The organism is Acidisphaera sp. L21 (assembly GCF_009765685.1).
GTDB lineage: Bacteria > Pseudomonadota > Alphaproteobacteria > Acetobacterales > Acetobacteraceae > LMUY01.
The window spans coordinates 35,955-60,834 of sequence record NZ_LMUY01000103.1; the positions used below are offsets into that span (position 1 = coordinate 35,955).

The 24,880-nt window shown below is 65.2% G+C and carries 23 protein-coding genes; 10 read left to right on the top strand and 13 right to left on the bottom strand.

The window, feature by feature from the left end:
* On the bottom strand, positions 1-908 hold a 908-nt coding region (locus tag GSQ76_RS32050; protein WP_254070532.1), incomplete at its 3' end, for an ABC transporter substrate-binding protein.
* Positions 909-1,130: 222 nt separating this feature from the next.
* Between GSQ76_RS32050 and GSQ76_RS20535 the strand changes: the two genes are divergently transcribed.
* A complete protein-coding gene (locus tag GSQ76_RS20535; RefSeq protein ID WP_158745974.1) occupies positions 1,131-1,946 on the top strand; it encodes an aspartate dehydrogenase in 816 nt (271 codons plus the stop codon).
* A 2-nt stretch (positions 1,947-1,948) separates the two neighbouring features.
* A complete protein-coding gene (locus tag GSQ76_RS20540) occupies positions 1,949-2,980 on the top strand; it encodes a HoxN/HupN/NixA family nickel/cobalt transporter (protein ID WP_254070533.1) in 1,032 nt (343 codons plus the stop codon).
* Positions 2,981-2,984: 4 nt separating this feature from the next.
* Here GSQ76_RS20540 and GSQ76_RS20545 read toward each other — a convergent pair whose 3' ends face one another.
* Both GSQ76_RS20545 and GSQ76_RS20550 read right to left on the bottom strand, forming a co-directional pair.
* Positions 2,985-3,731: a hypothetical protein gene (locus GSQ76_RS20545; protein WP_158745975.1), complete on the bottom strand. Its 747-nt coding sequence runs from the start codon at positions 3,729-3,731 to the stop codon at positions 2,985-2,987.
* A gap of 13 nt (positions 3,732-3,744) precedes the next feature.
* Complete coding sequence (locus GSQ76_RS20550; RefSeq protein WP_158745976.1) at positions 3,745-4,971, bottom strand: amidohydrolase family protein; 1,227 nt, start codon at positions 4,969-4,971, stop codon at positions 3,745-3,747.
* A gap of 66 nt (positions 4,972-5,037) precedes the next feature.
* Here GSQ76_RS20550 and GSQ76_RS20555 point away from each other — a divergent pair, with 66 nt between their 5' ends.
* The 4 genes from GSQ76_RS20555 to GSQ76_RS20570 are packed head-to-tail and all read left to right on the top strand — an operon-like array spanning position 5,038 to position 8,210.
* Entirely contained in the window at positions 5,038-5,739 is a 702-nt protein-coding gene (locus GSQ76_RS20555) for a DUF1028 domain-containing protein (RefSeq protein ID WP_158745977.1), read from the top strand.
* A gap of 22 nt (positions 5,740-5,761) precedes the next feature.
* Positions 5,762-6,589 (top strand): ABC transporter substrate-binding protein, encoded by an 828-nt coding sequence (locus GSQ76_RS20560; protein ID WP_158745978.1) that lies wholly within the window; start codon positions 5,762-5,764, stop codon positions 6,587-6,589.
* The gene (locus GSQ76_RS20565) at positions 6,586-7,449 is read left to right on the top strand and encodes an amino acid ABC transporter permease (protein ID WP_174247376.1); all 864 of its coding nucleotides are present in this window, start codon (positions 6,586-6,588) and stop codon (positions 7,447-7,449) included. Before GSQ76_RS20560 ends, GSQ76_RS20565 begins: the two co-directional genes overlap by 4 nt.
* Positions 7,446-8,210 (top strand): amino acid ABC transporter ATP-binding protein, encoded by a 765-nt coding sequence (locus GSQ76_RS20570; RefSeq protein ID WP_216851190.1) that lies wholly within the window; start codon positions 7,446-7,448, stop codon positions 8,208-8,210. Before GSQ76_RS20565 ends, GSQ76_RS20570 begins: the two co-directional genes overlap by 4 nt.
* Positions 8,211-8,217: 7 nt before the next feature.
* Here the strand turns inward: GSQ76_RS20570 and GSQ76_RS20575 are convergent, their stop codons facing one another.
* Entirely contained in the window at positions 8,218-9,069 is an 852-nt protein-coding gene (locus tag GSQ76_RS20575) for a LysR family transcriptional regulator (protein WP_158745979.1), read from the bottom strand.
* A gap of 136 nt (positions 9,070-9,205) precedes the next feature.
* Here GSQ76_RS20575 and GSQ76_RS20580 point away from each other — a divergent pair, with 136 nt between their 5' ends.
* Positions 9,206-10,363 carry an FAD-binding oxidoreductase gene (locus GSQ76_RS20580; protein ID WP_158745980.1) on the top strand — a complete coding sequence of 386 codons (1,158 nt, stop codon included), beginning with the start codon at positions 9,206-9,208 and terminating at the stop codon, positions 10,361-10,363.
* Between the two features lie 83 nt (positions 10,364-10,446).
* The gene (locus tag GSQ76_RS20585; protein WP_158745981.1) at positions 10,447-11,721 is read left to right on the top strand and encodes an Hsp70 family protein; all 1,275 of its coding nucleotides are present in this window, start codon (positions 10,447-10,449) and stop codon (positions 11,719-11,721) included.
* Here GSQ76_RS20585 and GSQ76_RS20590 read toward each other — a convergent pair.
* The 9 genes from GSQ76_RS20590 to GSQ76_RS20630 all read right to left on the bottom strand — a co-directional run bounded on the left by GSQ76_RS20590 (position 11,718) and on the right by GSQ76_RS20630 (position 21,920).
* Complete coding sequence (locus tag GSQ76_RS20590) at positions 11,718-12,290, bottom strand: chalcone isomerase family protein (RefSeq protein WP_158745982.1); 573 nt, start codon at positions 12,288-12,290, stop codon at positions 11,718-11,720. The genes GSQ76_RS20585 and GSQ76_RS20590 overlap by 4 nt on opposite strands.
* Before the next feature lie 66 nt (positions 12,291-12,356).
* A complete protein-coding gene (locus GSQ76_RS20595; RefSeq protein WP_158745983.1) occupies positions 12,357-13,319 on the bottom strand; it encodes a D-glycerate dehydrogenase in 963 nt (320 codons plus the stop codon).
* 70 nt (positions 13,320-13,389) lie between these two features.
* Complete coding sequence (locus tag GSQ76_RS20600) at positions 13,390-13,968, bottom strand: hypothetical protein (RefSeq protein WP_158745984.1); 579 nt, start codon at positions 13,966-13,968, stop codon at positions 13,390-13,392.
* A 167-nt stretch (positions 13,969-14,135) separates the two neighbouring features.
* Complete coding sequence (locus GSQ76_RS20605; RefSeq protein WP_158745985.1) at positions 14,136-15,254, bottom strand: CaiB/BaiF CoA-transferase family protein; 1,119 nt, start codon at positions 15,252-15,254, stop codon at positions 14,136-14,138.
* Positions 15,254-16,417, bottom strand: a complete 1,164-nt coding sequence (locus tag GSQ76_RS20610) for an acyl-CoA dehydrogenase family protein (protein ID WP_158746168.1) — start codon at positions 16,415-16,417, stop codon at positions 15,254-15,256. Before GSQ76_RS20610 ends, GSQ76_RS20605 begins: the two co-directional genes overlap by 1 nt.
* Before the next feature lie 52 nt (positions 16,418-16,469).
* Positions 16,470-17,855: an MmgE/PrpD family protein gene (locus GSQ76_RS20615; protein ID WP_158745986.1), complete on the bottom strand. Its 1,386-nt coding sequence runs from the start codon at positions 17,853-17,855 to the stop codon at positions 16,470-16,472.
* Positions 17,852-18,757, bottom strand: coding sequence for an SDR family NAD(P)-dependent oxidoreductase (locus GSQ76_RS20620; RefSeq protein ID WP_158745987.1), 906 nt, complete (start codon positions 18,755-18,757; stop codon positions 17,852-17,854). Before GSQ76_RS20620 ends, GSQ76_RS20615 begins: the two co-directional genes overlap by 4 nt.
* A 45-nt stretch (positions 18,758-18,802) precedes the next feature.
* On the bottom strand, positions 18,803-19,840 hold the full coding sequence (locus tag GSQ76_RS20625) for an acyl-CoA dehydrogenase family protein (RefSeq protein ID WP_216851191.1): 1,038 nt from the start codon (positions 19,838-19,840) through the stop codon (positions 18,803-18,805).
* On the bottom strand, positions 19,833-21,920 hold the full coding sequence (locus tag GSQ76_RS20630) for an acetate--CoA ligase family protein (RefSeq protein ID WP_158745989.1): 2,088 nt from the start codon (positions 21,918-21,920) through the stop codon (positions 19,833-19,835). The genes GSQ76_RS20625 and GSQ76_RS20630 overlap by 8 nt, the downstream gene beginning before the upstream one ends.
* A 96-nt stretch (positions 21,921-22,016) precedes the next feature.
* On the opposite strand from GSQ76_RS20630, the gene GSQ76_RS20635 reads away from it, so the two are divergent.
* Both GSQ76_RS20635 and GSQ76_RS20640 read left to right on the top strand, forming a co-directional pair.
* Positions 22,017-23,240 (top strand): ABC transporter substrate-binding protein, encoded by a 1,224-nt coding sequence (locus GSQ76_RS20635; protein WP_158745990.1) that lies wholly within the window; start codon positions 22,017-22,019, stop codon positions 23,238-23,240.
* Positions 23,219-24,877: an acyl-CoA dehydrogenase family protein gene (locus GSQ76_RS20640; RefSeq protein ID WP_216851192.1), complete on the top strand. Its 1,659-nt coding sequence runs from the start codon at positions 23,219-23,221 to the stop codon at positions 24,875-24,877. Before GSQ76_RS20635 ends, GSQ76_RS20640 begins: the two co-directional genes overlap by 22 nt.
* Positions 24,878-24,880: the final 3 nt, after the last annotated feature.

The window sequence follows — 24,880 nt, forward strand, 5'->3', positions numbered from 1 at the left end:
TTCAAATTGGTGAACGGCCCGCGCGTGAAGTTCAGGATATACGGCCAGTTGTGCGGGTAGGTGTTGGTGATGATCTGCATCCCCGCCCGCTTCAGCACCGGCACGGCATCGGGCGCCGGCGCCTCGATGAAATTCACCTGGCCGGACAGCAGGGCCGCCGTGCGCGTCGCCGCCTCTGGCATCGGCAATAGGATCAGCTTGTCCTGCTTCGGCACGCGCGCCTTGTCCCAGTAATCCGGGTTCGGCGCCAACTCCATCCGCTCATGCGCGGTCGCGCTGACGAATTTGTAGGGCCCGGTGCCGGAGGGCTGGTTCGCATAGGCGTTCCAGTCGTACTTCAGTGCCTCGGCCCGGCAGCGGCTGATCATCAGCACGTAGGACATGTCGTAGGGGAAGAGTGATTCGACGAATTTGGTCGTGATGGCGACCGTGTGGTCGTCCACCTTCTCGATCCCGTCGTAGTTCGTCAGATACGCACGGGCGAGCGCGAATTGCTGGGTGTAGAATTGCGGTGCGGTCTGGTCGCTGATGCGCTTGAAGTTCCACACCACGTCATCGGCGTTGAAATCGCAACCGTCGTGCCACTTAACGCCCTGGCGCAGGGTGAAGATCCAGCGCTTGTGGTTGTTCGGATCGATATGCCACTCGGTCGCCAGGCCCGGCTTGATGTCGGATGCCTTGTCGGCAGACGACAGATCCCAGTCGATCAGCGCGTCATACAGGCTCCAGCCGACGAACCGAAAACCCTCGAACCCTTGGTCCGGGTTGCCGGTGGTCACCGGCAGATCACCCGCCGTCATTGCCACGGTCAATACCCCGGCAGCCTGGGCTGGAATCGCCGCCGCACCACCCAGCAGCGCCGCTGCCAGGGTCCATCGGCCCAATGTGTTGAGGAATGAATTCGCCATAATGCCTCCGCTGGAGCCGGCCACGCTGTGAAGAAATCGCGCAGCGTCCTGAGTAACATAGTCGAGAGCACATTCCGTGAGCAAGTGGATTGCTGCGGTGCGAAACGATGCTTCGAATGTTGGCAATATCGCAAATAGATAGGGTTTGATGCCGTTTATGTAGGCAATGCGCGTCTGTCTGCGCCGATGGACGATCGGCTGATTGCTTCATACAGTCCGACCATGAGCCAGATACACGCTGCGCCGCCGCTTCGCATCGCCATCGCCGGGTTCGGCGCCATTGGCCGAACCGTAGCCGCCCGGCTGCTGGCTGGCATTCCTGGCCTTCAACTCACTGCCGTAGGCGTGCGCGGCGTCGCCAAGGCTCGCGCCACCCTGCCATCCGACGTCGAGGTCACCGACGTCGCCAGTTTGGCGCAACATGCCGACATCATCGTCGAATGCGCCCCGGCTGCCGTACTGCCAGGCATCGCGGAACCAGCGTTGCGCGCCGGCCGCACTGTCGTCGTGCTCAGTTGCGGCGCGCTGTTGGAACAGATGTATCTTGTGGAACTGGCCAGGGCACATGGCGGACGCATCATGGTGCCCACCGGCGCCTTGCTCGGCCTGGACGCGGTCGCTGCCGCGGCAGAGGGGGAAATCCATTCCATCCGCATGATCACCCGCAAGCCGCCGCGCGGCCTGGTCGGCGCGCCTTACCTGATCGAGCATGGCATCGAACTCGAAGGCCTGACCGCCCCATTGCGAGTGTTCGAGGGCACGGCACGCGAGGCCGCCCGCGGCTTCCCGGCCAATCTGAACGTGGCGGTGGCCCTGTCGCTCGCCGGCATTGGCCCCGACCGCACCCGGTTGGAAATCTGGGCCGACCCGACCGTCACCCGCAACACCCACACCATCGAACTCGATGCCGACTCCGCGCGCCTGTCGGTGAAGATCGAGAACATTCCCAGCGAAAACCCCAAGACGGGCCGCATTACCGCCCTGTCCGTCATTGCCCTGTTGCGGAAATTGCGCAGTCCGCTGGCAATCGGAACCTGAGCGTGCCGACATCCACCAAACACCGCATCGCCGGGCTGTATACCGCCCTCATCGCCGCCAACGTCGCTGCCTGGGCCTGGGCGGTCGTCATTTTCCAACATCAACCCGTGCTGCTGGGAACCGCGCTGCTCGCCTACGGGTTCGGCCTGCGCCACGCGGTGGACGCGGACCATATTGCCGCGATCGACAACGTCACCCGCAAACTGATGCAGGAGGGTAAGCGCCCAATCGCCGTCGGTGCGTTCTTCGCGATGGGTCATTCCACCGTGGTCATACTGGCCGCCGCCGCGGTGGCTGGGGCCGCCACCGCACTACAGGGCTCGCTCAGTCAATTCCGCCCAATCGGCGGCATCATCGGCACCAGCGTGTCGGCCCTGTTCCTGTTCGCCATCGCCGCGGCCAACATCGTTATCCTGCGATCGGTCTGGCGCAGCTTCCGCCACGTGCGTCGCGGCGGTCGCTACGCCGATGCCGATTTCGACATCCTGCTGAATAAAAGCGGCCTGCTCGCGCGCCTGTTCCGGCCGCTCTTCCGGCTGATCACCACCAGCTGGCACATGGCCCCGCTCGGCTTCCTGTTCGGCCTGGGGTTCGACACCGCGACCGAGATCGCCTTGCTCGGCGAATCCGCCACCCAGGCGGCGCACGGCGTCTCCGTCTGGTCGATCATGGTCTTCCCCGCCCTGTTCGCCGCCGGCATGTCGCTGATCGACACCACGGATGGGCTGCTGATGCTGGGTGCGTACGAATGGGCATTCATCAAGCCGATGCGTAAGCTCTACTACAACCTCACCATCACCTTCGTGTCCGTCATCGTCGCGGTGCTGGTCGGCGGGATCGAGGCATTGGGCCTGCTGGGCGACCAGTTGCAATTGAAGGGCATCTTCTGGGACGGCATCAGCGCGCTGAACGATAATTTCGGCACGCTCGGCTTCCTCACCATCGGCGTGTTCATCGCCGCCTGGGTCGGCTCGGTGATCGTCTACCGCTACAAGGGGTTGGACCACACCGAGATCACGATCGCCCGAGGCTGATCCGCTACAGCAGCACCCGCTCGGCATGGACGCCGCGGCAGTCCAGTTCGAACTCCAGCCCAATGACGGGTGGCCGGCAGAAATGCCAGGTTACCCCGTGCTCCGCCGCACCGCGCGCCACGATGTCCCGCGCAAGCGTCGGGTAGATGTCGTACACGGTGTATGCTTGCGCGCCCGTCACCATGGTCCAATCCACATCCAGCGACGCCATGCGCTTTTCCACCTGGCCCAGCACGAAGCCGATCTTCTCCGCTATCGCATCTACGCTGGTTTCGCCCCAACGGACTGTCTTGTCGCGGTACGCACCGGGACCTTCATGCGCCTCCGCACTACCGGCGATCACGAAGGAGGGCGGCGCGTCCGGTGACGGCACGGCGATGGAAAACGCGTGAAAACTCGGCCCCTCCGGCTTGTTCAGTTCCGGACACACATTGCTGCGCGCCACCGGGTTGTTGTCACCCTCCACGATGCCCCATCGCGTCAGCGTGCCAACATAGTCGCGATTGAACGCGATGAACCCAGCATCGGTGAACGGCGCCGGGGAGCGTAATTCGCAGGCACAGAACGCCGTCAGCGGCAGGCCCTGCTGGGTCAGAAACGCTTCGATCCGGTCGAAGCCCTGCTTCAACAACACCGGCTTGGCAAACCGCACCCGATGGATCGCGTAACCCGGCAGCGCCGCCACGCCAGACGAAAATTGGAATGGCCCTGGAATATACCGATAGCCGGTTCGCTCGACTGCGCCGCTCATGCTGCATTTCCTTTCAATCCGTCGTCCCCACCGGCAACAACTCCGGCCGGCTCCACTGCATTGTCTGTCGCCCGGCCTTGAATGCCATCAGCGGCTGCCGCAACTCCCGCACCGCCTGCACGGGGCCGTCGGCATCCAGCACCAGCACATCCGCCGGATTGCCGGGGTGAATGCCGTAATCTCCCTGGTTCAGCACCGCGGCCGCGCGGCTGGTGATCATCTCGAAACACTCGGCCATATGCGCGTCCGTACTCACCTGCACCACATGCGCATACATATTGGCGATGCGCAGGATGGAGGCATCGCCGAACGGCGTGAACCCGTTCAGCACGTTGTTGGTGCCGATGCAGGCACGCACCCCCTCCGCCAGCAGCATGTTCGCGTCCACCACGCCGCGGCGCACATTATCCGTCTGGTCACGCCCCATCAGGAACAGATCGGTCGCTGGCAGCACCGCGCAGGCGACGCCGGCATCGGCCATCCGCCGCGCAATCACCCGCTGTTGCGGCAAGGGGTGCGTCGTCAGCTTGGTCAGATGCGCCACGGTAACCCGGCCGCCCAGCCGATGCTCGTCCGCCAGGCGGCACACCAGGTCGATATCCATGTCACCGGGCACATTGCCGAAATCGACGTGCAGATCCACGTCGCAATCATACTGCCGGGCCAGCGCAAAGATCCGCCGCAACTGCCCGGCGCGATCCGTGTCGGACGCCGGGGCCCCGCCGATCACCCGCACGCCCGCCTCCAACGCCGCCACCAGCAATTCGTCGGTGCCAAGATTATTGGTGAGACCCTCTTCCGGAAACACGCAGATCTCCACGTCGATCTGCCGCGCAAAAGTCGCGATCGCTTGCTGCACGCCCTCCAGCCCGCGCAGTCCCACGATCGGATCAAGCTCCACCTGGGTGCGCATCCGCATCGTGCCGAACGACACGGCCCGGGCCAGGACCCGGCATGCCCGCTGGTACACGTCGGGCACGGTAAAACCCTGCTTCACCTCGCTAGACCGCCGCACGGAGTCTGCCAATCGCCCCGGTTCCGGCGCAGTACGGTCGAACACGCAGGCCTTGTCCAGATGTATGTGGCAATCCACCAGCCCGCCGCAGGCCAGGCGGCCGCCCAGTTCGACCGAAGCGGCTTCCGCCACCAGCCCCGGCTGCACGACGGCGATGCGGCCATCCGCAATGCCGATATCGGTCAACTCGCCACCCACCAGGCCGTTGCGCAAGATCAGATCCATATCGAAACCGCTTCCACTCCGCCATTGGCGCTAGTTTTGCATGGCTCAGCCGTCAGGAGGAAGGTAATGACGTTCTCGATTGCCGGGCTGTGTTCGCGAACAGGGGAGATCGGCGCGGCACTGGCCACATCCAGCATGGCTGCTGGGGCGCGTGCCATGTTCGTGTCGCCGGGCCGCGGCGCCGTATTTGCCCAAGCCCGGTCCGACCCAATGCTCGGCGCACTCGGCCTGGCGCGGCTGGAAGCCGGGGACAGTGCGGAGCAAGTTTTGGCCGCCATGCTCGCCGCCAAGCCCGATGCCGAATTTCGTCAGATCGCCGTGCTGGATGCCACTGGACGTATCGCCCACGCCACCGGAGACCGCTGCCTCGCCCCCAAGGGCGCGGTGGTGGATCTGGGGGCAGTCGCGTTGGGCAATGCCGTGGACAACGACGACGTCATCCCCGCCATCTTGCGCGGTTTCGAAACAGCGGACGGGCCCCTCGCGCATCGCCTGATCGCGGCTCTGGAGGCTGGCGCCGCAGCGGGTGGCGAGCCCTACCCGCTGCGTTCCGCCGCGCTCAAGATCGTCCGGCCAGACGTGCCCTTCGCCGTCGTCGATCTACGTGTAGACCTGGCCGAACACCCTATCGCCACCCTGCGGCATCACTGGGCGGCGTACGAGCCGCTGATGGAGGGCTACCTGGCCCGCGCGCTCACCCCCGAACAGGCACCGCTCGCCGCGGCGATCGAGGGCCACCTACGAAGCTGGCCCGTAGGCACACCCTAACATACAGATTTCTGGAGTCCCGATGTCTCGCACCCGCATCACATTCGTCGTGTCGTGCCTGGTCGCCGCCATGCCGGCCACCGCGCAAACGCTGCCCAAGCGCATCCAGGACAGCAAGATCATCAGCATCGCCGTCAACGGCACCTACCCGCCGATGGAAAGCGTCGACCCGGTGACCAACAAACTCGTCGGCTTCGACCTCGATCTCGGCGACGCGCTGGCGAAGAAACTTGGCGTCACCCTGGAGTGGCATGACGGCGCCTTCGCGCAATTGATACCCTCGCTGCAAACCGGCCGCGCCGACATGATCCTGTCTGGCATCAGCGACCTGCCCGCCCGGCGCGAGACCATGGACTTCGTCGACTACCTGAATTCCGGCGCCCAGTTCTACACCCTGGACACCAGCGGCATCAAAACCCCTGAGGATCTGTGCGGCAAACGCGTTGGCACCGTCCGCAGCACCAACTATCCCGCCAACATCGCCGCCTGGAGCGACGAACATTGCGTCAACGCCGGCAAGCCCGCCATCGACTCCGTCGGCGTCGACCGCATGCCGCTGGTCCACACCGAATTGCAGCAGGGCCGCATCGATGCCGCCGTGCAGGGCAGCGAAACCCTGCCGACGCTGATGAAGACCGAACCCGGCATCTACCGGTTGGTCGCGCCCCCCTTCACCAAGAACTTCCAAGGCATCGCCTTCGCCAAAGCCGACACTGGGCTGCGGGACGCCGTCATGGGCGCCCTGAAATCACTGTATGCCGACGGCACCTACACCACCCTGATCAAAAAGTGGGAACTGGACGCCAGCGCCGCCCCCGCCCCGACACTGAACGGCGACCCGGCGCCGTGACCGAGCCGGCTGCGGTGGTGCTGGACAGCGCCTCCGCCCTGGACATCGCTCAATTGCGCCACGTGCGGCCCCGTCATTGGGGCCGCATCGTCTCTGCGACCTGCTTGCTCGTCCTGCTGGCGCTGCTGGTGCACGCTTTCGCGATCGGGCAGATCAACTGGGCCACCGTTGGGGTGTACCTAACCTGGCCCACTATCCTGGCCGGCCTGTTGAACACAATCATCATGTCGGTCTGCGCCATGGCACTTGGCATCGTGCTGGGCGTCGCTGCCGCGGTCGCGCGCATGTCGCCCAACCCGGTGCTCCGCAGCACCGCCATCGGCTACGCCTGGCTGTTCCGCGGCACGCCGGTCATCCTGCAATTACTGCTATGGTTCAACCTGGCGCTGATCTTTCCCGTTCTAGGCATTCCCGGCCTATGGAGCGCCCGTGCCGTAACCGTCATCACCCCCTTTGCCGCGGCGTTGCTTGGGCTGGGCCTCAACGAGGGCGCCTACGTTTCCGAAATCGTGCGCGCCGGGCTCCTCTCGGTGGATGCCGGGCAGTACGAAGCCGCAAAGTCCATCGGCATGTCGCATAGCCTGTCCCTACGCCGCATCATCCTGCCGCAAGCAATGCGCGTGGTCGTGCCGCCGCTGGGCAACCAGTTCATCACCCTGGTAAAAACCACCTCGCTCGCCAGCGTCATCGAATACGCCGAGCTGCTGCACAATGCGGAGAACATCTACTACAGCAACGCCAAGGTGATGGAGCTGCTTTTCGTTGCCGCCTTCTGGTATCTCGTCGTAGTGACGGCGCTCTCATTCGGCCAGGCTGTTTTGGAACGCCGCTTCGCCCGCGGCATAGCCAGGGCACGATGACGCCAATCGTTTCCGCCGTGAAGGTCGGCAAATCCTTTGGCACCGTGCAGGCGCTGTCCGACATCACGATGGACGTCGCCGCCGGGGAGGTCGTATGCCTCATCGGCCCTTCGGGCTCCGGCAAGACGACGTTTCTTCGCTGCATCAACCAATTGGAACGCTTCGATTCCGGCGCCCTGTTTCTGGAAGGCGAGTTGGTCGGGTATCGCCGGGCTGGCGACCGCCTACATCCGCTGGCCGAGGCGCAAATCGCCCAACAACGCCGCGCCACCGGCATGGTGTTTCAGCGCTTCAACCTATTTCCGCACCTCACGGCGCTGGGCAACATCACCGAAGGCCCAGTTCAGGTGTTGCGTCAGCGCCCGGCGGAGGCGGCGGAGCACGCGCGCAGTCTGCTCGCCCAGGTTGGCCTGTCCCACAAGGCGGATGCCTATCCCTCCCAACTCTCGGGCGGTCAGCAGCAGCGCGTTGCCATCGCCCGCGCATTGGCCATGCGCCCGCGCCTGATGCTGTTCGACGAGCCGACCTCCGCCCTGGACCCGGAACTGGTTGGCGAAGTGCTGGCTGTCATGCGCGACCTGGCAGAACGCGGCACCACGATGATCACCGTCACCCACGAACTCAGCTTCGCGAGGGAAGTAGGCCACCGCGTCATTTTCATGGATGGCGGCCGTGTCGTGGAAACCGGCCCGGCGCGCGAGCTTCTATCCAACCCGCAGGAAGCGCGAACCCGCGGTTTCTTGGCCGCAGTCCTATCTTAACTCGATCCTAAACGCTGGGCTCGTCCATCAACGCCCGCAGACCCGCACGGGCCAGATCGGTCACGTGCGGATTCCGCGGTTGTGCGGGGTAAACCGCGTAGATTTGCCGGGTGAAGCGCGGCGCCTCCGCAACCACGACAAGATCGCCCTTGGCTACCAATGGGTTCGCCGCTCGTGCAGGCAGATAGCAGGATCCTTTCAGGTCCAACACGTAACGCAGCGCCAGCGCACCGACGCTCACCGTCACGCTTGGAGGCGGCATGTCTGCGAATGCTTGCGTATGCGACACAGCAAACTCCTCACCAAGGTCGACCAGGGCGTAGTTATCAAACCACTCGCCCGCCATGTGGGGGTGGCGCACCAACATGAGTTCTTCCGTCATCAACGGCTCGACAATCACGTGGTCGCGATATCGTGGACTATACAACAGGGCGACGTCCAGCAAGCCATTCGATACCTGTTCGAACAACCCATCCGAGTAGCTACCGCCCAAGTATAATGCGACGCCGGGCGCGTTGTGTCGCATCCAGTCGACCCAGCGAGCGATCACGCCATCCCACAGCGACACCGGGGCACCCAGACGGAACACCGCGTGATAGCCCTGCGGAAGCGCCACGCCTTGCCGCGCCTGCTCCCATATCTGGATGATCCGCCTGGCATGAGTCTGAAGCTCGATGCCGGCTGGTGTCAGGTCCGCGCCGCCACGCCCCCGGCTGAACAATGTCTGTCCGAGCTCCGCCTCCAACCCTTGGATACGGCTGCTGATCGTCGACTGTGTGACATTCAGCGACGCAGCTGCGAGACTAAAACTTCCAGTTTCAATGATCTGGATGAAGCTTCTAAGTCGATCGAGATCCATGATTTAATACATCGACTTTCCCGATAACAATACATTAACAAAACTGTTGATCTACAACATTATAGCCTGATACTGGTATGCGACAAATCTAGTTAGACGCAATATCGGCGATAATATTAGGTCCAAAATGGCATAAATGACACCGCCAAGTGTAATTATTGTAGGCGGCGGTATTGCGGGCGCAGGGCTGGCCTACGCACTTGCAGGCCATGCGGACGTAACGCTGCTGGAACGTGACAGCTATTTGGCCCGGCGCGTACCAAAGCAGCCAGTCGCCAACTTCGTTGAGCCGCCGGGCACAGCGGTGGTGCGGCAGCTCGCCGCAGCCAGCCGCCCATTTCTCGAAGCTCCGCCGCCGAATTTCACGACGGCGTCAATCCGCATAGGATGCGGTGCGGTGACCATCGCGGGCGAAGATCGGATCGAAGCCCTGGCACTCAGGCTGGCGGCGGCGCGAGAGCAGAGGTCGGACGCACGAGCCATCGACCTAACCGAGGCCGGACGTCGCTTTCCCATCCTGCGCCCCGGTTACGCTGCGTGGGCCATGTTGGAGCCAGACTCAGCCCATGTGAACGCCCACGCGCTCCATCACGGCTATCTGCAGGGGCTGCGCGGGCGAAGTGGCCGCGTCGTCACCGATGCCCATGTCGTCGGCATGCGCCGTATTGTTGGGCGCTGGACGGTGGAGACCGCCGCATCCGGGCGCTTCTACGCCGATGTCGTGGTCAACGCCGCCGGGGCTTCCGCCGACAAATTGGCGGCGATGGCCGGCATCAAGCCGCTCGGCCTACGTGCCAAGCGCTGCCTCGCCATCATGCTGGACATTCCGTTGGACATTCCGCCGAATGACTGGCCGCTCCTCCGGGACATCAGTGGCGACTTGTGTGTCAGCGCAGACGCCAACGCGCTGTTCATTTCGATCCCGGATATCCGGTCTAGTGCTTCGCCCAACGCGGCTCCGGCGGAGGAGGACGTGGTCGCTGCCATCGCGCGCCTGCAACGCGCCACCACCGTGACGGCGGGCCAGGTTCGCCATGCCTGGGCCGGCCTGCGCAGCTTTGCCCAGGACCAAAATCCGGTCGTCGGCGTCGAACACCATGCCGACGGCTTCGTTTGGCTGGCGGCCCAGGGTGGCGCCGGCATCAAGGCCTCCCCCGCCATATCCCGCATTGCTGCCGCAGCCGTGCTGGATCAGTGCTTCCCAGCGGATCTGGCGGCACTGGGCCTCCGTGCCGCCGAGTTATCACCGCAGCGCCTGCGACTGCAGCAATCCGCGCAGCCGAAGCTCCACTAGCAGCATTGTGCCTCGCACCCGTGAGTTGACGCCGCGGTGGCCCCGGGCCTAAACGCGCGGCCTTCCAGCCGCACAGGTACCCCGTGACAACAATCCTCGGCATTGATTTCGGCACTACGAACAGCGTCTTCGCCGTGCTGGACACCGAGTCCCGCCAGGTCACCACCCGCCGTTTCGCCGTGGGTGGGGAGGATTACGACGTCTTTCGCACCGTCCTGTGCTTCTGGGCCGACCAGGCCAATGGTCGCACCACGCTACGCCACGCCGCCGGGCCAGCCGCCATCCTGGCCTATCTGGACGAGCCGCTGGACAGCCGGCTGGTCATGTCCACCAAGACCTATCTCGCCAGCAAAAACTTCACCGCCACCAATCTGTTCGGCCGCACATTAACCTTGGAGCAGTTGATCGGCCTGTTCCTGCGCGACCTGTTCGGCGCGGCGGAGTTGGACACCACGGGGCTGCACATCGTTGCCGGCCGCCCCGTGCAATTCGCCGGCGAGCAGGCCGATGACGCGCTGGGCCAGACCCGGTTACGCGCCGCCTTTGCCGAGGCGGGGTTCCCCAGCATCGACTTGGCGCTGGAGCCGGAGGCCGCCGGGTATCGCTTCACCCGCGCCCTGAACGGCGCGGCGACCGTCCTGGTGGGCGATTTCGGCGGCGGGACCAGCGACTTTTCCGTCCTGCGGTTCGACCCCGGGGCCGACACCCCCATCACCGCGCTTGGCCGCGCTGGCGTCGGTATTGCCGGGGACTCATTCGACGCGCGGATCATGGACAAGGTGGTTGCACCCCTGCTGGGCAAAAACACCACCTACAAGCCCTGGGGCACCGACCTGCCCGTGCCCGCGGAGTGGTATAGCGCCTTTGCCCGCTGGCATCGCCTGTCGATGATGCGCAGCCCTCGCACCATGCGCGACATCGCCGAGGTCCGCCGTACGGCGGACCATCCAGAACGGCTGGACCATTTGGTAAGCCTGATCGAGGACGAGCAGGGCTATTCGCTCTACCGCGCGGTTTCCAATGCTAAGGCGGCACTTTCCTCCGCCGACAGCACGTCGCTACGCTTCGACCATGCCGGGTTTAGCATCGACCAGCCGATCGCCCGCACCGAGTTCGAGGGCTGGATCGCGCCGGAGCTAAAGCGGCTGGACGCCACCATCACCGAGGCGCTGGCCGCCTCCAACATCGCAGAGCACGCAATCGACCGCGTTTTCCTGACCGGGGGCACCGCCTTCGTGCCCGCTGTACGCGCGCTGTTCGACACGCGCTTTGGCCCAGAGCGCGTGTCCGGCGGTGGTGAGTTCGTCTCGGTGGCCGAGGGGCTGGCGCTTATCGGGGCGGAGCGGCTCGGCCTTTAATCGGCGGCTTGGCCCAGCAAAGCACTGCGCAGCTCCGTCGAGGGTGGATGCTCGCCGATAAAGCCGGACAAGATCCGAGCCGCAAGATCCGGATTGTTGAACTCAGCGATCGGGCGATTATTGGCTAGCAGCTTGAAGCCATGCGCGGTGAAGATATAGGTGGACGTGTCACCCACCTTCACCGCCGGCGCTGCCGCAACCAGCTTTTCGAAATCTGCCGCGTCCGCTGGATTGCAACCGCCGCTGCCGCAGTTCGTCGTCTCGCCGGCGCGGTATTCCTTCTCCACATCCGCCTTTGACCCGGAGTGCAGGAACTGTAGCAGCAGCACCTTGGACCCAGTCGAGGCCAGGATCTGCTGCGCGTCGTGGCTCTGTTGCGGCAAATACAGCCCGGCGACGTAGACCTTCACATTGAAGATTGTCAGCGTCCGCACGCCAATCCCATTCAGCACGAGGGACTGGCCCTCTACCGGGTAGCGGTCGGGCAGCGTGACACCGTCGAGCGTTGCCGCCCTGGCCTGAGACGCGAGCAGAACGCCAAGCAACGCAGGCAAAAACCGACGAACCATTATGACCTACACCTGATGGATGGAACCGTAATGCAAACGACACAGCAGCATCATCGTTCCACGGCCCTAACGCACCAGGTTCGGCGGCTCCCGTCCCGCCAACACCGCATCGATCCCGTCCAGCACCATATTACCCATGGCGTCGCGGGTAACCGCAGTCGCACTGCCCAGATGCGGCAGCAGCACCACATTTTCCAGCGTGATGTAGGCAGGGTTCAGCGCGGGTTCGCCCTCATAGACATCCAGTCCGGCCGCCGCGATCTGCCCACTGCGAAGCGCAGCGATCAAGGCCGCATCCTGCACCAGCGTGCCCCTGCCGGCATTGGCCACCACTGCACCGCGCGGCAGCTTGGCAATACGGTCCTCGTTCAACCAATGCATGGTGGGCGCGCCACCGGGCGCATTCAACGACAACAGTTCGCTGACGGCGAGGAAGCTGTCGTCATTGTCGTGGTAGATTGCCCCCTTTTCCAGATCCGGCGGCAGACGGACGATGTCACGGTAATGCACCGTCATCGATAGACCCTGCGCCAGCGCTGCCAATTCGCGCCCGATCCGCCCCATGCCAAAAATACCAAGCGTTCGGCCCACGACCCCGGCGCCCAGCAATTGCGTCGGCGCCCAGCCGTTCCAGCCACCGCCTCGAATCAGCCGCTCGCCTTCACCGGCCCGGCGTGCGGCCGCCAGCAGCAGCAGCAGCGCGCATTCCGCTGTTGCGACGGATAGGACGTCCGGCGTGTTTACCAGGGCAATGCCACGGGCTTTCAACGCCGCAACGTCGATATGGTCGAACCCGACGCTAAACGTGCCCAGTACCTTCAACGTCGCCGGCAGCGCTTGAATGACCGTGGCGTCCAGCTTTTCCGCCGGGCAACACAGAACGGCAGTCGCCCCTTGCGCCATTGCCGCCACATCGGCGCCGGTGCGCACGGTGTCCTCCGCGTTCAGCCGCGCATCATAATCACGCACGGCCCGCGCCTCGATAGCGGGCGGCAGGCGGCGCGTCACGAACAGGATGGGCTTGGACATGGCGGGGGGCTCCCAGTTTTGTCGCCATTTTGGCGACGATCGCCCCCCGGCGCCAGCCATGCCCGTCGGTTTACGCCGTCAGGCTAGTGCTGGTGCTAGCGGTGGCGGCGGAACTGTAGGCGCTCAGCGACTGCTGCAGCGTGGATTGCAGCTTATCCAGGACGGACTGCAGATCCGTCGGCTGGCTCGTGGTGGCGGCGGCCGTGGCGTTGGACGCGGCCGTCGTCGCGGCGGTGGCGCCGGACCCGACGGTGGACAACAGGCTTTGCAGCCGGTCCGCGATATTGCGCACCGAATGGCCCGGCGTGGCAGGCGGCGCCGTGGGATCCGTGGCGCCCGCCGGATCCACCGAGGTGGACGGGTCATTCGCCGTGGTGTTCTGCGAGCTTGGCTTTCCGGACTGCGCGCTGATCAGGATCGACTGCAATTCGGCGGCAAATTTCTGCAGCCCAATGCTGGACGTGGCGCCAGCGCTGCTCCTGGCCGTGGTGGCGGTAGCGCTGCTGCTGCTGCTGGTGCTGCTGCTGTCATCCGAGTCCAGCACGCCCAACGCGCCCGATTTCGACGCGGCGCCTGCCCCGCCCGAGCGGTGATGGTGGTGAATTTGGGCAGGGCTTGCCGATGTGGCGCCGACGGCTGATGTGCTCATAGCTGCCTCCATGGAGGAAAGGGGTGACTGGGTCTTGCCCAAGTATTTGCACCCCCCGTGCCAGCGAAAAAATGGCGGATTACCGCCATTTCTCAATCGCAACAGGCAGCCTAGGACCGGCATAAACTGCCGGGTTCGGCAATTTGCGCCGATCCGGCCGGGTGCCGCTAGGCGAACTCCGTCCGGATGGCGGCGGATTGCTCCCCGATAGCTGGGACCGGCCCCAATTGCCGCGGCCCAGCGCTGTCAATCACCGGTGGTGCCGCAATCATCGCCGGGCCACCCGGCGTCTGCACTGCAACCCGACGCAGCGCCGGGTGCTGGGAGAACGCTGCCAGATCGTTCACGTAGCCAAACGCAGTCTTTCCAGCGCGCAACCGGCCCCCCGCTTCCTCCCGCGTCAATGTCGCAAACACTGTCGCGATGTGGCCGTCCACCGCCGGGCGATTGGTGACACGCGCCGTGTTGTTCTCGAACCCCGGCCGCGTCGGCAGATCCGGTTCCAATAGGAAATGGGTGCAGAAAGACGTCCACTCCCGCTCGTTTTGGATCGCCAGCAACACGGCGGACCCGTCCTTCGTGTCGAACGCGCCATAGGGTGCGATGGATGGGTGGGCCAAGCCAACCCGTTTTGGCGCCTTCCCCGTGCCCTCGAAATATAGCAACGGCACGTTCATCCAATCGGCCATGCCGTCGAACAGGCTCACCTTCAGCCCCTTGCCGCGGCCGCTGATCCCGCGCTCGATCAGTGCCTCCAATACGCCGGCATGCGCCGCCATGCCGCAGGCGATATCGCAGGCCGACACGCCCACACGCCCCGGCCCCGCCGGATGCCCGGTGATCGACGCCAGCCCGCTTTCCGCCTGCACCAACAGGTCGTAAGCCTTCATGTCGGCGTAGTCATGCCCCTCGCCATAGCCGCTGATGTCGACCGTGATCAGCCGCGGATGTCGTTCCCGCAATGCCTCCGACCCAAACCCTGCGCGCGCCGCCGCATTTGGCGCCAGATTCTGGATGAACACGTCCGCTTGGGCCAATAGCCTATGGATCAGCGCCGAGTCCTCAGGCTGCTTGATATCGGCGACCAGGCTTTGCTTGCCCCGGTTCAGCCACACGAAATAGCTCGACAGCCCATGCACGGACGCATCGTAGCCGCGGGCGAAATCGCCCTCTGCCCGCTCGATCTTGATGACCCGCGCGCCGGCATCCGCCAGCTTGCACGAGCAATAGGGCGCCGCGACCGCCTGTTCCAAGGCGACCACCAGCAGCCCATCCAACGCGCCCATTAGTACGAGCGCGGCATGCCGAGCACATGCTCGGAAATAAACGACAGAATGAGGTTCGTGCTAATAGGCGCTACCTGATACAGCCGGGTCTCGCGAAATTTACGTTCGATGTCGTACTCCTCGGCGAAGCCATAGCCGCCATGGGTCTGAATGCACGCCTCGCCCGCGGCCCAGCTTGCCTCCGCTGCCAGCATCTTTGCCATGTTGGCCTGCTCGCCACAGGGCAGCCCGGTCTCGAACCGCTCTAGCCCGTCGCGCACCAGCAACTCGGCGGCGCGCATCTGGGCGTAGGCACGCGCGATCGGGAACGCCACGCCCTGGTTCTGCCCGATAGGTCGGCCGAAGACCTTGCGTTCATTGGCGTACGCGGTGGACTTGGCGGTGAACCACTTGGCATCACCAATACATTCAGCCGCAATCAGCAGCCGCTCCGCATTCATGCCATCGAGGATGTAGCGGAACCCCTTGCCCTCCACGCCCACCAGATTGGCAGCCGGCACCGGCATGTTGTCGAAGAACACCTCGCACGAATTGTGGTTCATCATCGTGCGGATCGGCCGGATGGTCAGGCCCGGCGTGTTCTTCATGTCCACGATGAAGGTGGACAGCCCCTCGGTCTTCTTCGCGACCTGGTCCTTCGGCGTGGTGCGGGCCAGCAGAAGCATCAGGTCCGAGTGTTCGGACCGGCTGGTCCACACCTTCTGACCATTGACGATATAGGTATCGCCTTCCAGCTTAGCGACGGTGCGTAGGCTGGTCGTATCTGTGCCGCTCGTTGGTTCGGTCACGCCGAACGCCTGCAGCCGCAACTCGCCGGTTGCGATCTTCGGTAGGTATTGCTGCTTCTGCGCATCCGACCCGTGCCGCAGGATCGTGCCCATGATGTACATCTGGGCATGGCAGGCGGCGCCATTGCAGCCTTCCGCCTGCACCGTCTCCAGGATCGCCGCCGCCGCGGAAATACCAAGACCGGAGCCGCCATATTCTTCGGGGATCAGCACCGACAGATAGCCGGCTTCCGTCAACGCCTGCACGAACTCGGTCGGGTAGCCACGCACTTCATCCAACTTGCGCCAATACTCGCCGGGAAAGCGCGAGCACAGCTTGCGGACCTCCTCCCGTATCTCAGCGTGGTCGTCACGGGCAACCAGGGGGTGGTCCATCATCAATCCTTCTTTTGGGGCGTAGACCCGTGTCCCAGGCCTACGCTATCGCTCACGCCGCCATTCGCGCGGGCTGGGCCACCCGCGCCAGGCTCGATACATTGTTGGTCACGTCGATCCGCAGCACCGCATCCGCCAACGCCGCGGACCCGGCGCTGCCCAAAACGGCCTCGGTCAACCCGGCAAACTTCGCCCGCAACTCATTCTCGGTCAGGAAGTTCGACGGCTCGCCCTTCGGCACCACCACCTTCTTGGTGAAGGTCTTGCCACCGGCCAGAACAGTCACCTTGCCGGACATGTTCGTCGGGAATTCGGCCTCGATCTCCGGGTCCTGCTCGCAGATCACCTTCGGCAGCAGGCTGCGGATCGTTGGGTCCTGCAACGCACCGTAGCTGTCCCAGTTCATCTTGCCCGTGGTCAGCGCTGCCAAGAGCACGAACGGACCGCTGAACTGGCCATCCACCACGTTCTGAGGGTCGGCCTTCTTCGCCGCAGGCGCACCCACCAGCAGCATCCCGGCATGGGACGTGCCGTAGGTGATCTTCTCGATCTGTGCCGGGTTGAACTTATGTTCGTCCTGCAGGGCCAGCATCGCGTCAATCCCGGCATGGCCGTAGCGGCAGGACGGATACGGCTTCACCGCCGTCGCCATCAGTTCATACACTGTGCCAAGGTTTTGCACCGCGCGCGCCGGGTTCGGATTGGGGGCGTAGGTGGACAGGAAACCGTGCCGCCCATCTAGCGCCTCGCTGGCACCCTTGAAGCCTTCCCGCGCCAGCGTTGCCGCCGCCAGACCGGCCATGCCTGCCCAGCCGACCTGGAACCGCTTGGTCCACGCGCCATTGACCAGGAATTGCAGGCTGCCAGCACTCTGGCTCAGCGCGATGCCGAGTGCGGACTCAACCCCAGCAGCGTCCAGCCCGAACACCCGCGCCGCCGCTGCCGCCGCGCCGAACACGCCGCAGGTGGCGGAAGGATGATAGCCCCGCTGGTAATGATCCCCGGCCGGCAGCGCCACCGCCGTGCGGCACATCACCTCATACCCAGCGATGATTCCCGCCAACACATCGGCCCCCGACGCCCCGCACATCTCGCCAGCGGCGATCGCCGCCGGAATCACTGGCGCACCGGGGTGCAGCGTGCCGGCCGCATGGGTGTCATCGAAATCCAGGCTGTGCGCCAGCACGCCATTCACCAGCGCCGCACCGGTGGGCGAGTAGCGCTTGGTGTCGCCGAACACGAAGCAATTGCCCTGGTCTAGCCCCAGCGCTTTCGCCGCGGATAGAAGCGCCGGCGTGCTTTCCGCATCGTGCCGGGCGCGGACGATGTTGCCCACCAGGTCCAGCACCAGGAATCGGGCGCGCGTCACCACCTCCGGCGGCAGCGCGTCCAGCTTCATGGAGGCCGCGTAGGCGGCCAGTGTCGGGGTGATGCTCATACCGGGTCCCATGCGAACACATCCTGGCTGCGATCCAATGGAATCAAACTGGCCTTCAGCGCCGGCGCGCCGTGCTCGGCGATCAACTCCGGCGTCCAGCCCTCGCCCCGATGGACGGAGCGGATCGGCCGGCTCTGGCTCATCAGGAAGATCTCGTTATAGCGGGTCGCGAACACCTGGCCGGTGAAGCCAGCCGCCTTGTCCGACGCCAGGAACACCGCCATCGGGGCATTCTTGTCCGGCGTCATCTGCTGCAGCTTGGCCACCCGCGCCTTCTGCTCTGGCGTCTCGGCCGGGATGGAACTGGTCATCCGGCTCCACGCAAACGGTGCGATGCAGTTGGACCGCACGTTGTAGCGCTGCATATCCAGCGCGATCGACTTCGACAGCGCCGTAATGCCCAACTTCGCCGCCGAGTAGTTCGCCTGCCCGAAATTCCCCACCAACCCCGACGTGCTGGTCATATGCACGTAGGAACCCGATTGCTGCGCCCGAAACTGGTCCGCTGCTGCCCGGCTGACGAAGAACGAACCGTTCAGATGCACACCGATCACGCTCAACCAGTCTTCAGGCGACATTTTGTGAAATATCACGTCACGCAGAATGCCGGCGTTGTTCACGACGACGTCGACCTTGCCGAAATTATCCATCGCGCATTGCACGATCTTTTGGGCGGACGCCCATTCGGCCACGCTATCGGTGCTGATGACGGCCTTGCCGCCGCGCTGCTCGATGATCTGCTTGGTCTGCTCGGCCGGGGAGGCAGACAGCCCCTGCCCCGTCAGCGAAGCACCGACGTCGTTGATCACCACGTCGGCGCCGGCCAGCGCCATTGCAACCGCGATCTCGCGCCCGATGCCGCCGCCGGCCCCCGTGACGATCGCAACCTTGCCTTCTAGCATCGTGTCTCCCTTCGTTCGTTCTCGCTGCCAGCCATCAGGCCAACCTCAATCCTCATCATCCGGAACCAGCCGCGCATACCGCGCCCGGTGTGCCGCGGCCGAGCCATACGCATTGCTCAGCACCATAGCCTTGCGTAGGTACAGCCCAACATCATACTCGTCGGTATAACCGATACCGCCATGCAGTTGGATCGCCTGGCGCGTCACCAGCATACCCGCGGTAGAGGCCCGCGCTTTCGCCCGCGACACCGCCGCCTGGCGCTGCGCCTTCGGTGCGCCTGCATCCAACACCGCAGCCGCGCTTTCGACACTGGCTCGCGTCAGCTCCAGTTGCAGCTTCAAATCCGCCGCACGGTGCTGCAGCGACTGGAAGCTGCCAATCGGCTTGCCGAATTGCTGCCGGGTCTTCAGGTATTCCAGCGTCATCACGAAGGCCTGGCCCATCACGCCCAGCAGCATGGCGCTGGTCGCCAAGGTCGCCTCCTCCAACGCATCGCTTGCCTCGCCTGGCACTGCCGTGGCAGGTGTGTCGGCGAAATCGACGGTGGCGACATGACCGCCATCCTGGGTGCGGGCGGTCTCGATCGTCACGCCTGGCGCAGACCGCTCCACCAGCGCCAGCCCCTGCGCCGTGGTAAGGATGAAGGCGTCTGCCGCTCCCGCCATCGGCACGAACAGCTTGCGGCCGGTTACCCGGCCATTCGCCAGAGCCGTCTCGGGTATCTGGTCCAACACATCCGGTCGCTCCTGCCAGGCGGGCACCACCACACGCTGGCCCGCTAGCAACGCGGCGTCCGGATGCAACAGCGCGGCAGTGGCGCACGGCAACAGCGGCTCCGGCACCAGCGCCGCGCCGCATTCTTCCAGCACGGCGCAGAACTCGGCCATCCCTAGCCCGGCGCCGCCCTTCTCCTCGGCGACCCGCAGGCCGATCCAGCCCATCTCGCCCATCTGCTGCAGCACTGCCGGGTCGAAACCCGGCTCGGTGAACCGTAGCGCACGGATCCGGCGCAGATCGCCGCCTCGGGGCGCAATCGCCGCCGCGCTGTCGCGAATGAGACGTAGATTCTCGAAATCAGGCATTGATCTGCACCACCGCATCCACGGCATACGCGCCGTCTGGCATTGCCAACACTGGATTCAGGTCGATCGCCTGCAATTTCGGCCCCGCCTCATGCGCATAGGACGACAGGCGGGACAGCATTTGCGCCAGCGCCGCGATATCCACCGGCGGTCGCCCCCGGGCACCTAGCAGCAGCGGCGCTCCGCGCAGGCCACGTATCATCTTCTCCGCCACATCCGGGCCGAATGGGCAGCGCCGCACTGCCACGTCCCGCATGATCTCCACGAAGATGCCGCCTAGCCCGACCATTGCCACCGGGCCGAACACCGGGTCCTGATGCACCCCCAGGATACACTCCACCCCGCCGCTCAATTGCTTGGCCACCAACACGCCCTGGATGCGTGCATCCGGCGCCTTCTCCGCGGCGCGGGACATCAGCAGCGCGAACCCGTCGCGCACGCCGGCCGCATCCGTCACGTCCAGCAATACGCCGCCGATTTCCGACTTGTGCACGATGTCGGGCGACAGGATCTTCAGCACTACCGGGTAGCCGATGGCCTCTGCCGCCACGACCGCCGCCTCCGCATCGGCACAGGCCCGCTCCGGCGCGCTTTCAATCCCCGCCTCGGCAAGCAGCTTCTTCGCCCCGGCCTCGTCTGGCGACGCGGGCGGCAACTCGGCTGCCCCCACATCCGGCGGCGGCAGCCCCGGCGGCTCGGCAAAGGCGTCGCCCAGCCGGCCCATTGCCTCGATCGCAGTGACCGACCGGGTCGGGTCCTCGAACACAGTCCAACCATCCGCCTCGTACCCGTCGACCAGGTTCGCCGCGGCCAGCACCGACAATACATACAGCCGGTCCGGATGCCGGGTTTTGATCGCCGCCAGTTCCTTGCGCAACCGCGGCGCGATGGAGGCCGCCCCGCCCGTCTGCGAGAAGAACGCCAGGACCGAGCCGTAGCCGCCCTCCTGGACCATCGCCTCGGTGAAGGAGGTAACCAGGCTCATATCGTTCAGCGACTGGGCGGTACAGTCCACCGGGTTATGCGCGGCGGCGTAGGGCAGCAATGCCAGCAGCCGCTTCTGCGTTGCCAGCGGCATTGGCGGCATGGGCAGGCCCAGCGCCTCCGCCGCATCGCTCACCAACACGCCGGCGCCACCGCTGACGGTGATCATGCCCAGCGTATTGCGCACCGGGTAAATCTTGCGCGCCGCAAGCTGCGCGAAATCCAGCATCTCCTCGGTCGACCGCGCCCGCAGCGCCCCGAACTCCGCCAGCACGGCGGATGTCACCGCATCGTCGCCGGCGATCGCCGCGGTGTGGGACTGCGCCGACAGCGCGCCCAGCCGCGACCGGCCGACCTTCATCATGATGATGGGCTTGCGCGCCGCCTTCGCCGCACCCAGCGCCCGGATGAAGCTGGCACTCTCGCGGATACCCTCGGCATAGACGGCGATTACGTCGGTGCCCTCGTCCTCCACCATCCAGCCGATCACCTCGCCGACGGCGACATCAGCCTCGTTGCCCGTCGCCACGCAGATCGGCGTGCCCAACCGGCGCTGCCGGGCAATGGTGAACACATGGGTGCCATACGCACCCGACTGGCTGACGATCCCGACGCGACCCGGCGGTGGATACCCGGTCTCCAGCGAGGCGGAGAAAATGCCGTAGAACCCAATCCGGTCGTTGAACAACCCAAGGCAGTTTGGTCCCAGCACCCGCATGCCATGCGCTCGCGCCACGTTCACCATCCTGTCCTGCAGGGCCGCCCCATCCACTCCCGTCTCGGCAAACCCGGCGGAGAAGACGATGGCGCCCTTAACACCCTTGGCCCCCAGCGCGGCGACCGTGTCCACCACCTGGTTGGCGGGCACGGCGACGATCGCCACATCGGGCACCTGCGGCAGGCTGGCAATGTCCGGGTAGGCCTGCAAGCCCTGGATTTCGGAACGGTTCGGATTCACCGGGTAAATCGCACCCTTGAAGCCCCGCGCCTTCATGTAGGCGATCGGCCGTCCCCCGATCCGCGTCGGGTCGGTCGATGCCCCGATGACTGCCACCGATTGCGGCGCCAGCAGCGGCGTCAAGCCAGCGAACCCCATCCTGATCCGTCCTCCTTGGCTGCGGTGTGCAACCGCTTGCTCCTGCGCTAGAACCGTTTTCAACCGCGCGCAAGTCGCGGCAGAGGAGAACGATCTGTGCAAATTCCCCGTCGAACCTTGTTGGGCGGTGCCACCGCCGCCCTGGCCCTGCCAGTGCGGGCGCAGCAGGCCCGGCCGACCTTCCGCGTCGGCGTCATGACCGACTTGTCCGGCCAGTATCGCGACAATTCAGGCCCTACCAGCGTGCTCGCCGCCCGCCAGGCGGTGGAGGATTTCCGGCCGGAACAGCACGGCTTCAACGTCGAAATCCTGGCCGCCGACCATCAGCAGAAGCCCGACGTCGGTAGCAGCATCGCGCGCCAATGGTTCGACCAGCAATCGGTGGATGCCGTGGCCGACCTCAATAACACAGCCATCGCCCTGGCGGTCGGCAACATCGCGAAGGACAAGGACAAGGCGCTGCTGATTTCCGGCGCCGCTTCAGCAGACCTCACGGGCAAGGCGTGCATGCCCATCTCGATCCACTTCGCTCCAGATACGTATTCGGACAGTCACTCGACCGGAAATTCCGTGCTGAAGGCCGGTGGCAAAACCTGGTTCCTGATCGTCGCCGACTACACGTTCGGTCACGCGCTCGCCCGCGACATCACCGCGCTCATCGAGGCGAATGGCGGCAAGGTTCTCGGCAGCGCCGCCTATCCCTTCCCCGGCACCAGCGACTACTCATCCTTCCTGGTGCAGGCGCAGAGCAGCGGTGCCAAGGTCGTCGGGCTCTGCAACACCGGCGGCGACATGGAAAACTGCGTCAAGCAGGCCCGCGAGTTCGGCCTGCCGCAATCCGGCATGACGGTCGCCGCCCTGCTAGGCTTCGTCACCGAGGTGAAGTCCATGGGCCTGGACGTGGCGCAAGGCCTGTCCCTGTCCGAAAGCTTCTATTGGGACCTGAACGACCGCACCCGGGCCTTCACCAAGCGCTTCCTGCCGAAGACGCCGACCAATTATCCCAGCAGCCTGCACGCTGCCTGCTATGCCGCCGTCACCCACTACATGCGCGCCATCGTTGATCTGGGCCCGGACAAGGCCCGCAGTGGCCTGGCCGCCATCAACGCCATGAAACGCCTGCCCACGGATGACGATTGCTTCGGCAAGAACACCATCCGCGCCGATGGCCGGTTCCTGTGCCCGATTCATCTGTTCAAGGTGAAGACCCCAGCCGAGAGCAAAAGCACCTGGGACGTCTTCAACCTGGTCGACACGACGCCTGGCCCGGAGGCATTCCGGCCGATGGCGGAGGGCGGTTGTCCCCTGGTGAAGACATGATGCTGGATCGCCTCGTCGTCCCCACTGGGGCGGCAGCGGTTCCCGACAGCCAGGGCTTGAACCTACTGGGCGCCGACCGATGCCTGATGCCCCTCGCATCGCTCTATCTGCCGCCGCCGCTGCTGCAGCATTTGGCTCCACATCTCGATCGCCTTGGCAGCCTCGGCGGCGGCGCGTTGGACGCGCTGGCGGCAGAGGCGGACCGCAACCCGCCCGTGCTGCATCACCGCACTCGCACCGGCGAGGACCGGCAGCACATCGCCAAACACCCCTCCTATCGGGAGATGGAGCGGCTGGCCTTCTCCGAATACGGCCTCGCCGCCCTATCCCACCGCGGCGGTGTGCTCGGCTGGGCGGATAAGATGCCGCCGGCCGCGAAATACCTGATCACCTATCTGTTCGTGCAGGCGGAGTTTGGTTTGCTCTGTCCCGTCAGCATGACCGACAGTCTGGCGCGAACCCTGCGTCGCTTCGGGGACCCGGCGTTGGTCGCGCGCTACCTGCCCGCCCTTACCAGCCAGGACATGGATGTGCTGCACCAGGGCGCCATGTTCATGACCGAGCAGGGCGCCGGCTCCGACATCGCCGCCACCACCGTCACCGCATCCCCAGACGGCACCGGAGCCTGGCGGTTGAGCGGCGACAAATGGTTCTGCTCGAACCCCGACGCCGGACTGGCCATGGTGCTGGCCCGCCCCGATGGCGCCGCGCCGGGCATCAAGGGGGTGTCGCTGTTCCTGCTGCCCCGCACCCTGCCCGATGGCTCCGCCAACGCCTATCGGATCGTCCGGCTGAAGGACAAGCTGGGCACCCGCTCCATGGCCAGCGGTGAGATCCGGCTGGAGGGCGCGACGGCCTACCTGGTCGGTGAACTCGGCGCCGGGATGCGCCAAATGGCCGACATGGTGAACAACTCCCGCCTGTCGAACGGCGTGCGGGCCGCCGGGCTGATGCGCCGGGCCGTGACGGAGGCGCTGTTCGTCGCCCGCAACCGGCAGGCCTTCGGCAATCGTCTGATCGACATGCCCCTGATGCGGCGCCAACTGGCCAAGATGATCATGCGCGCCGAACAGGCCCGCAGCATGATGTTCCAGGCCGCCGACGCCCTGCGCCGCGCCGACGCTGGCGAAGACGGCGCCTACGCCCTGCTGCGCGTGCTGACCCCACTGCTGAAATTCCGCGCCTGCCGCGACGCCCGGCAGGTGACGGCGGACGCGATGGAGGTCCGCGGCGGCTGCGGCTATATCGAAGACTTCCCGGACGCAAAGCTGCTGCGCGACGCCCATCTCGGCTCGATTTGGGAAGGCACCAGCAACATCGTCGCCCAGGATGTCCGCCGGGCCGATGCGCGGGAGAGTTCGCTCGACATTCTACGTGCCCACCTGGCACCGATGGACCCCACCATCCTGCCGCTGCTGGATCGCGCGATCGCCCTATCCCGAGCCGGCGACCCGTCCAGCGTCCGCCAATCCGGCTCTGCGATCTATCACATTACCTCCGCCGCCGTGATGCGATGGGAGGCGAAGCAGCTTGGCGATCCCAGCCGAGCCGCGCTGGCGGAGATGGTGCTGACGCATCGCGTACAGCCCCGTGATCCACTGGCGCCAGCACCGGAACCACCAAGCGAAATCTTCTGACAG

Coding starts and splice junctions, on each gene's coding strand:
- GSQ76_RS20535 (WP_158745974.1), top strand. CDS start 1,131: ATGAGCCAGATACACGCTGCGCCGCCGCTTCGCATCGCCATCGCCGGG.
- GSQ76_RS20545 (WP_158745975.1), bottom strand. CDS start 3,731: ATGAGCGGCGCAGTCGAGCGAACCGGCTATCGGTATATTCCAGGGCCA.
- GSQ76_RS20550 (WP_158745976.1), bottom strand. CDS start 4,971: ATGGATCTGATCTTGCGCAACGGCCTGGTGGGTGGCGAGTTGACCGAT.
- GSQ76_RS20555 (WP_158745977.1), top strand. CDS start 5,038: ATGACGTTCTCGATTGCCGGGCTGTGTTCGCGAACAGGGGAGATCGGC.
- GSQ76_RS20560 (WP_158745978.1), top strand. CDS start 5,762: ATGTCTCGCACCCGCATCACATTCGTCGTGTCGTGCCTGGTCGCCGCC.
- GSQ76_RS20570 (WP_216851190.1), top strand. CDS start 7,446: ATGACGCCAATCGTTTCCGCCGTGAAGGTCGGCAAATCCTTTGGCACC.
- GSQ76_RS20575 (WP_158745979.1), bottom strand. CDS start 9,069: ATGGATCTCGATCGACTTAGAAGCTTCATCCAGATCATTGAAACTGGA.
- GSQ76_RS20580 (WP_158745980.1), top strand. CDS start 9,206: ATGACACCGCCAAGTGTAATTATTGTAGGCGGCGGTATTGCGGGCGCA.
- GSQ76_RS20590 (WP_158745982.1), bottom strand. CDS start 12,290: ATGGTTCGTCGGTTTTTGCCTGCGTTGCTTGGCGTTCTGCTCGCGTCT.
- GSQ76_RS20595 (WP_158745983.1), bottom strand. CDS start 13,319: ATGTCCAAGCCCATCCTGTTCGTGACGCGCCGCCTGCCGCCCGCTATC.
- GSQ76_RS20600 (WP_158745984.1), bottom strand. CDS start 13,968: ATGAGCACATCAGCCGTCGGCGCCACATCGGCAAGCCCTGCCCAAATT.
- GSQ76_RS20605 (WP_158745985.1), bottom strand. CDS start 15,254: ATGGGCGCGTTGGATGGGCTGCTGGTGGTCGCCTTGGAACAGGCGGTC.
- GSQ76_RS20610 (WP_158746168.1), bottom strand. CDS start 16,417: ATGGACCACCCCCTGGTTGCCCGTGACGACCACGCTGAGATACGGGAG.
- GSQ76_RS20615 (WP_158745986.1), bottom strand. CDS start 17,855: ATGAGCATCACCCCGACACTGGCCGCCTACGCGGCCTCCATGAAGCTG.
- GSQ76_RS20620 (WP_158745987.1), bottom strand. CDS start 18,757: ATGCTAGAAGGCAAGGTTGCGATCGTCACGGGGGCCGGCGGCGGCATC.
- GSQ76_RS20625 (WP_216851191.1), bottom strand. CDS start 19,840: ATGCCTGATTTCGAGAATCTACGTCTCATTCGCGACAGCGCGGCGGCG.
- GSQ76_RS20630 (WP_158745989.1), bottom strand. CDS start 21,920: ATGGGGTTCGCTGGCTTGACGCCGCTGCTGGCGCCGCAATCGGTGGCA.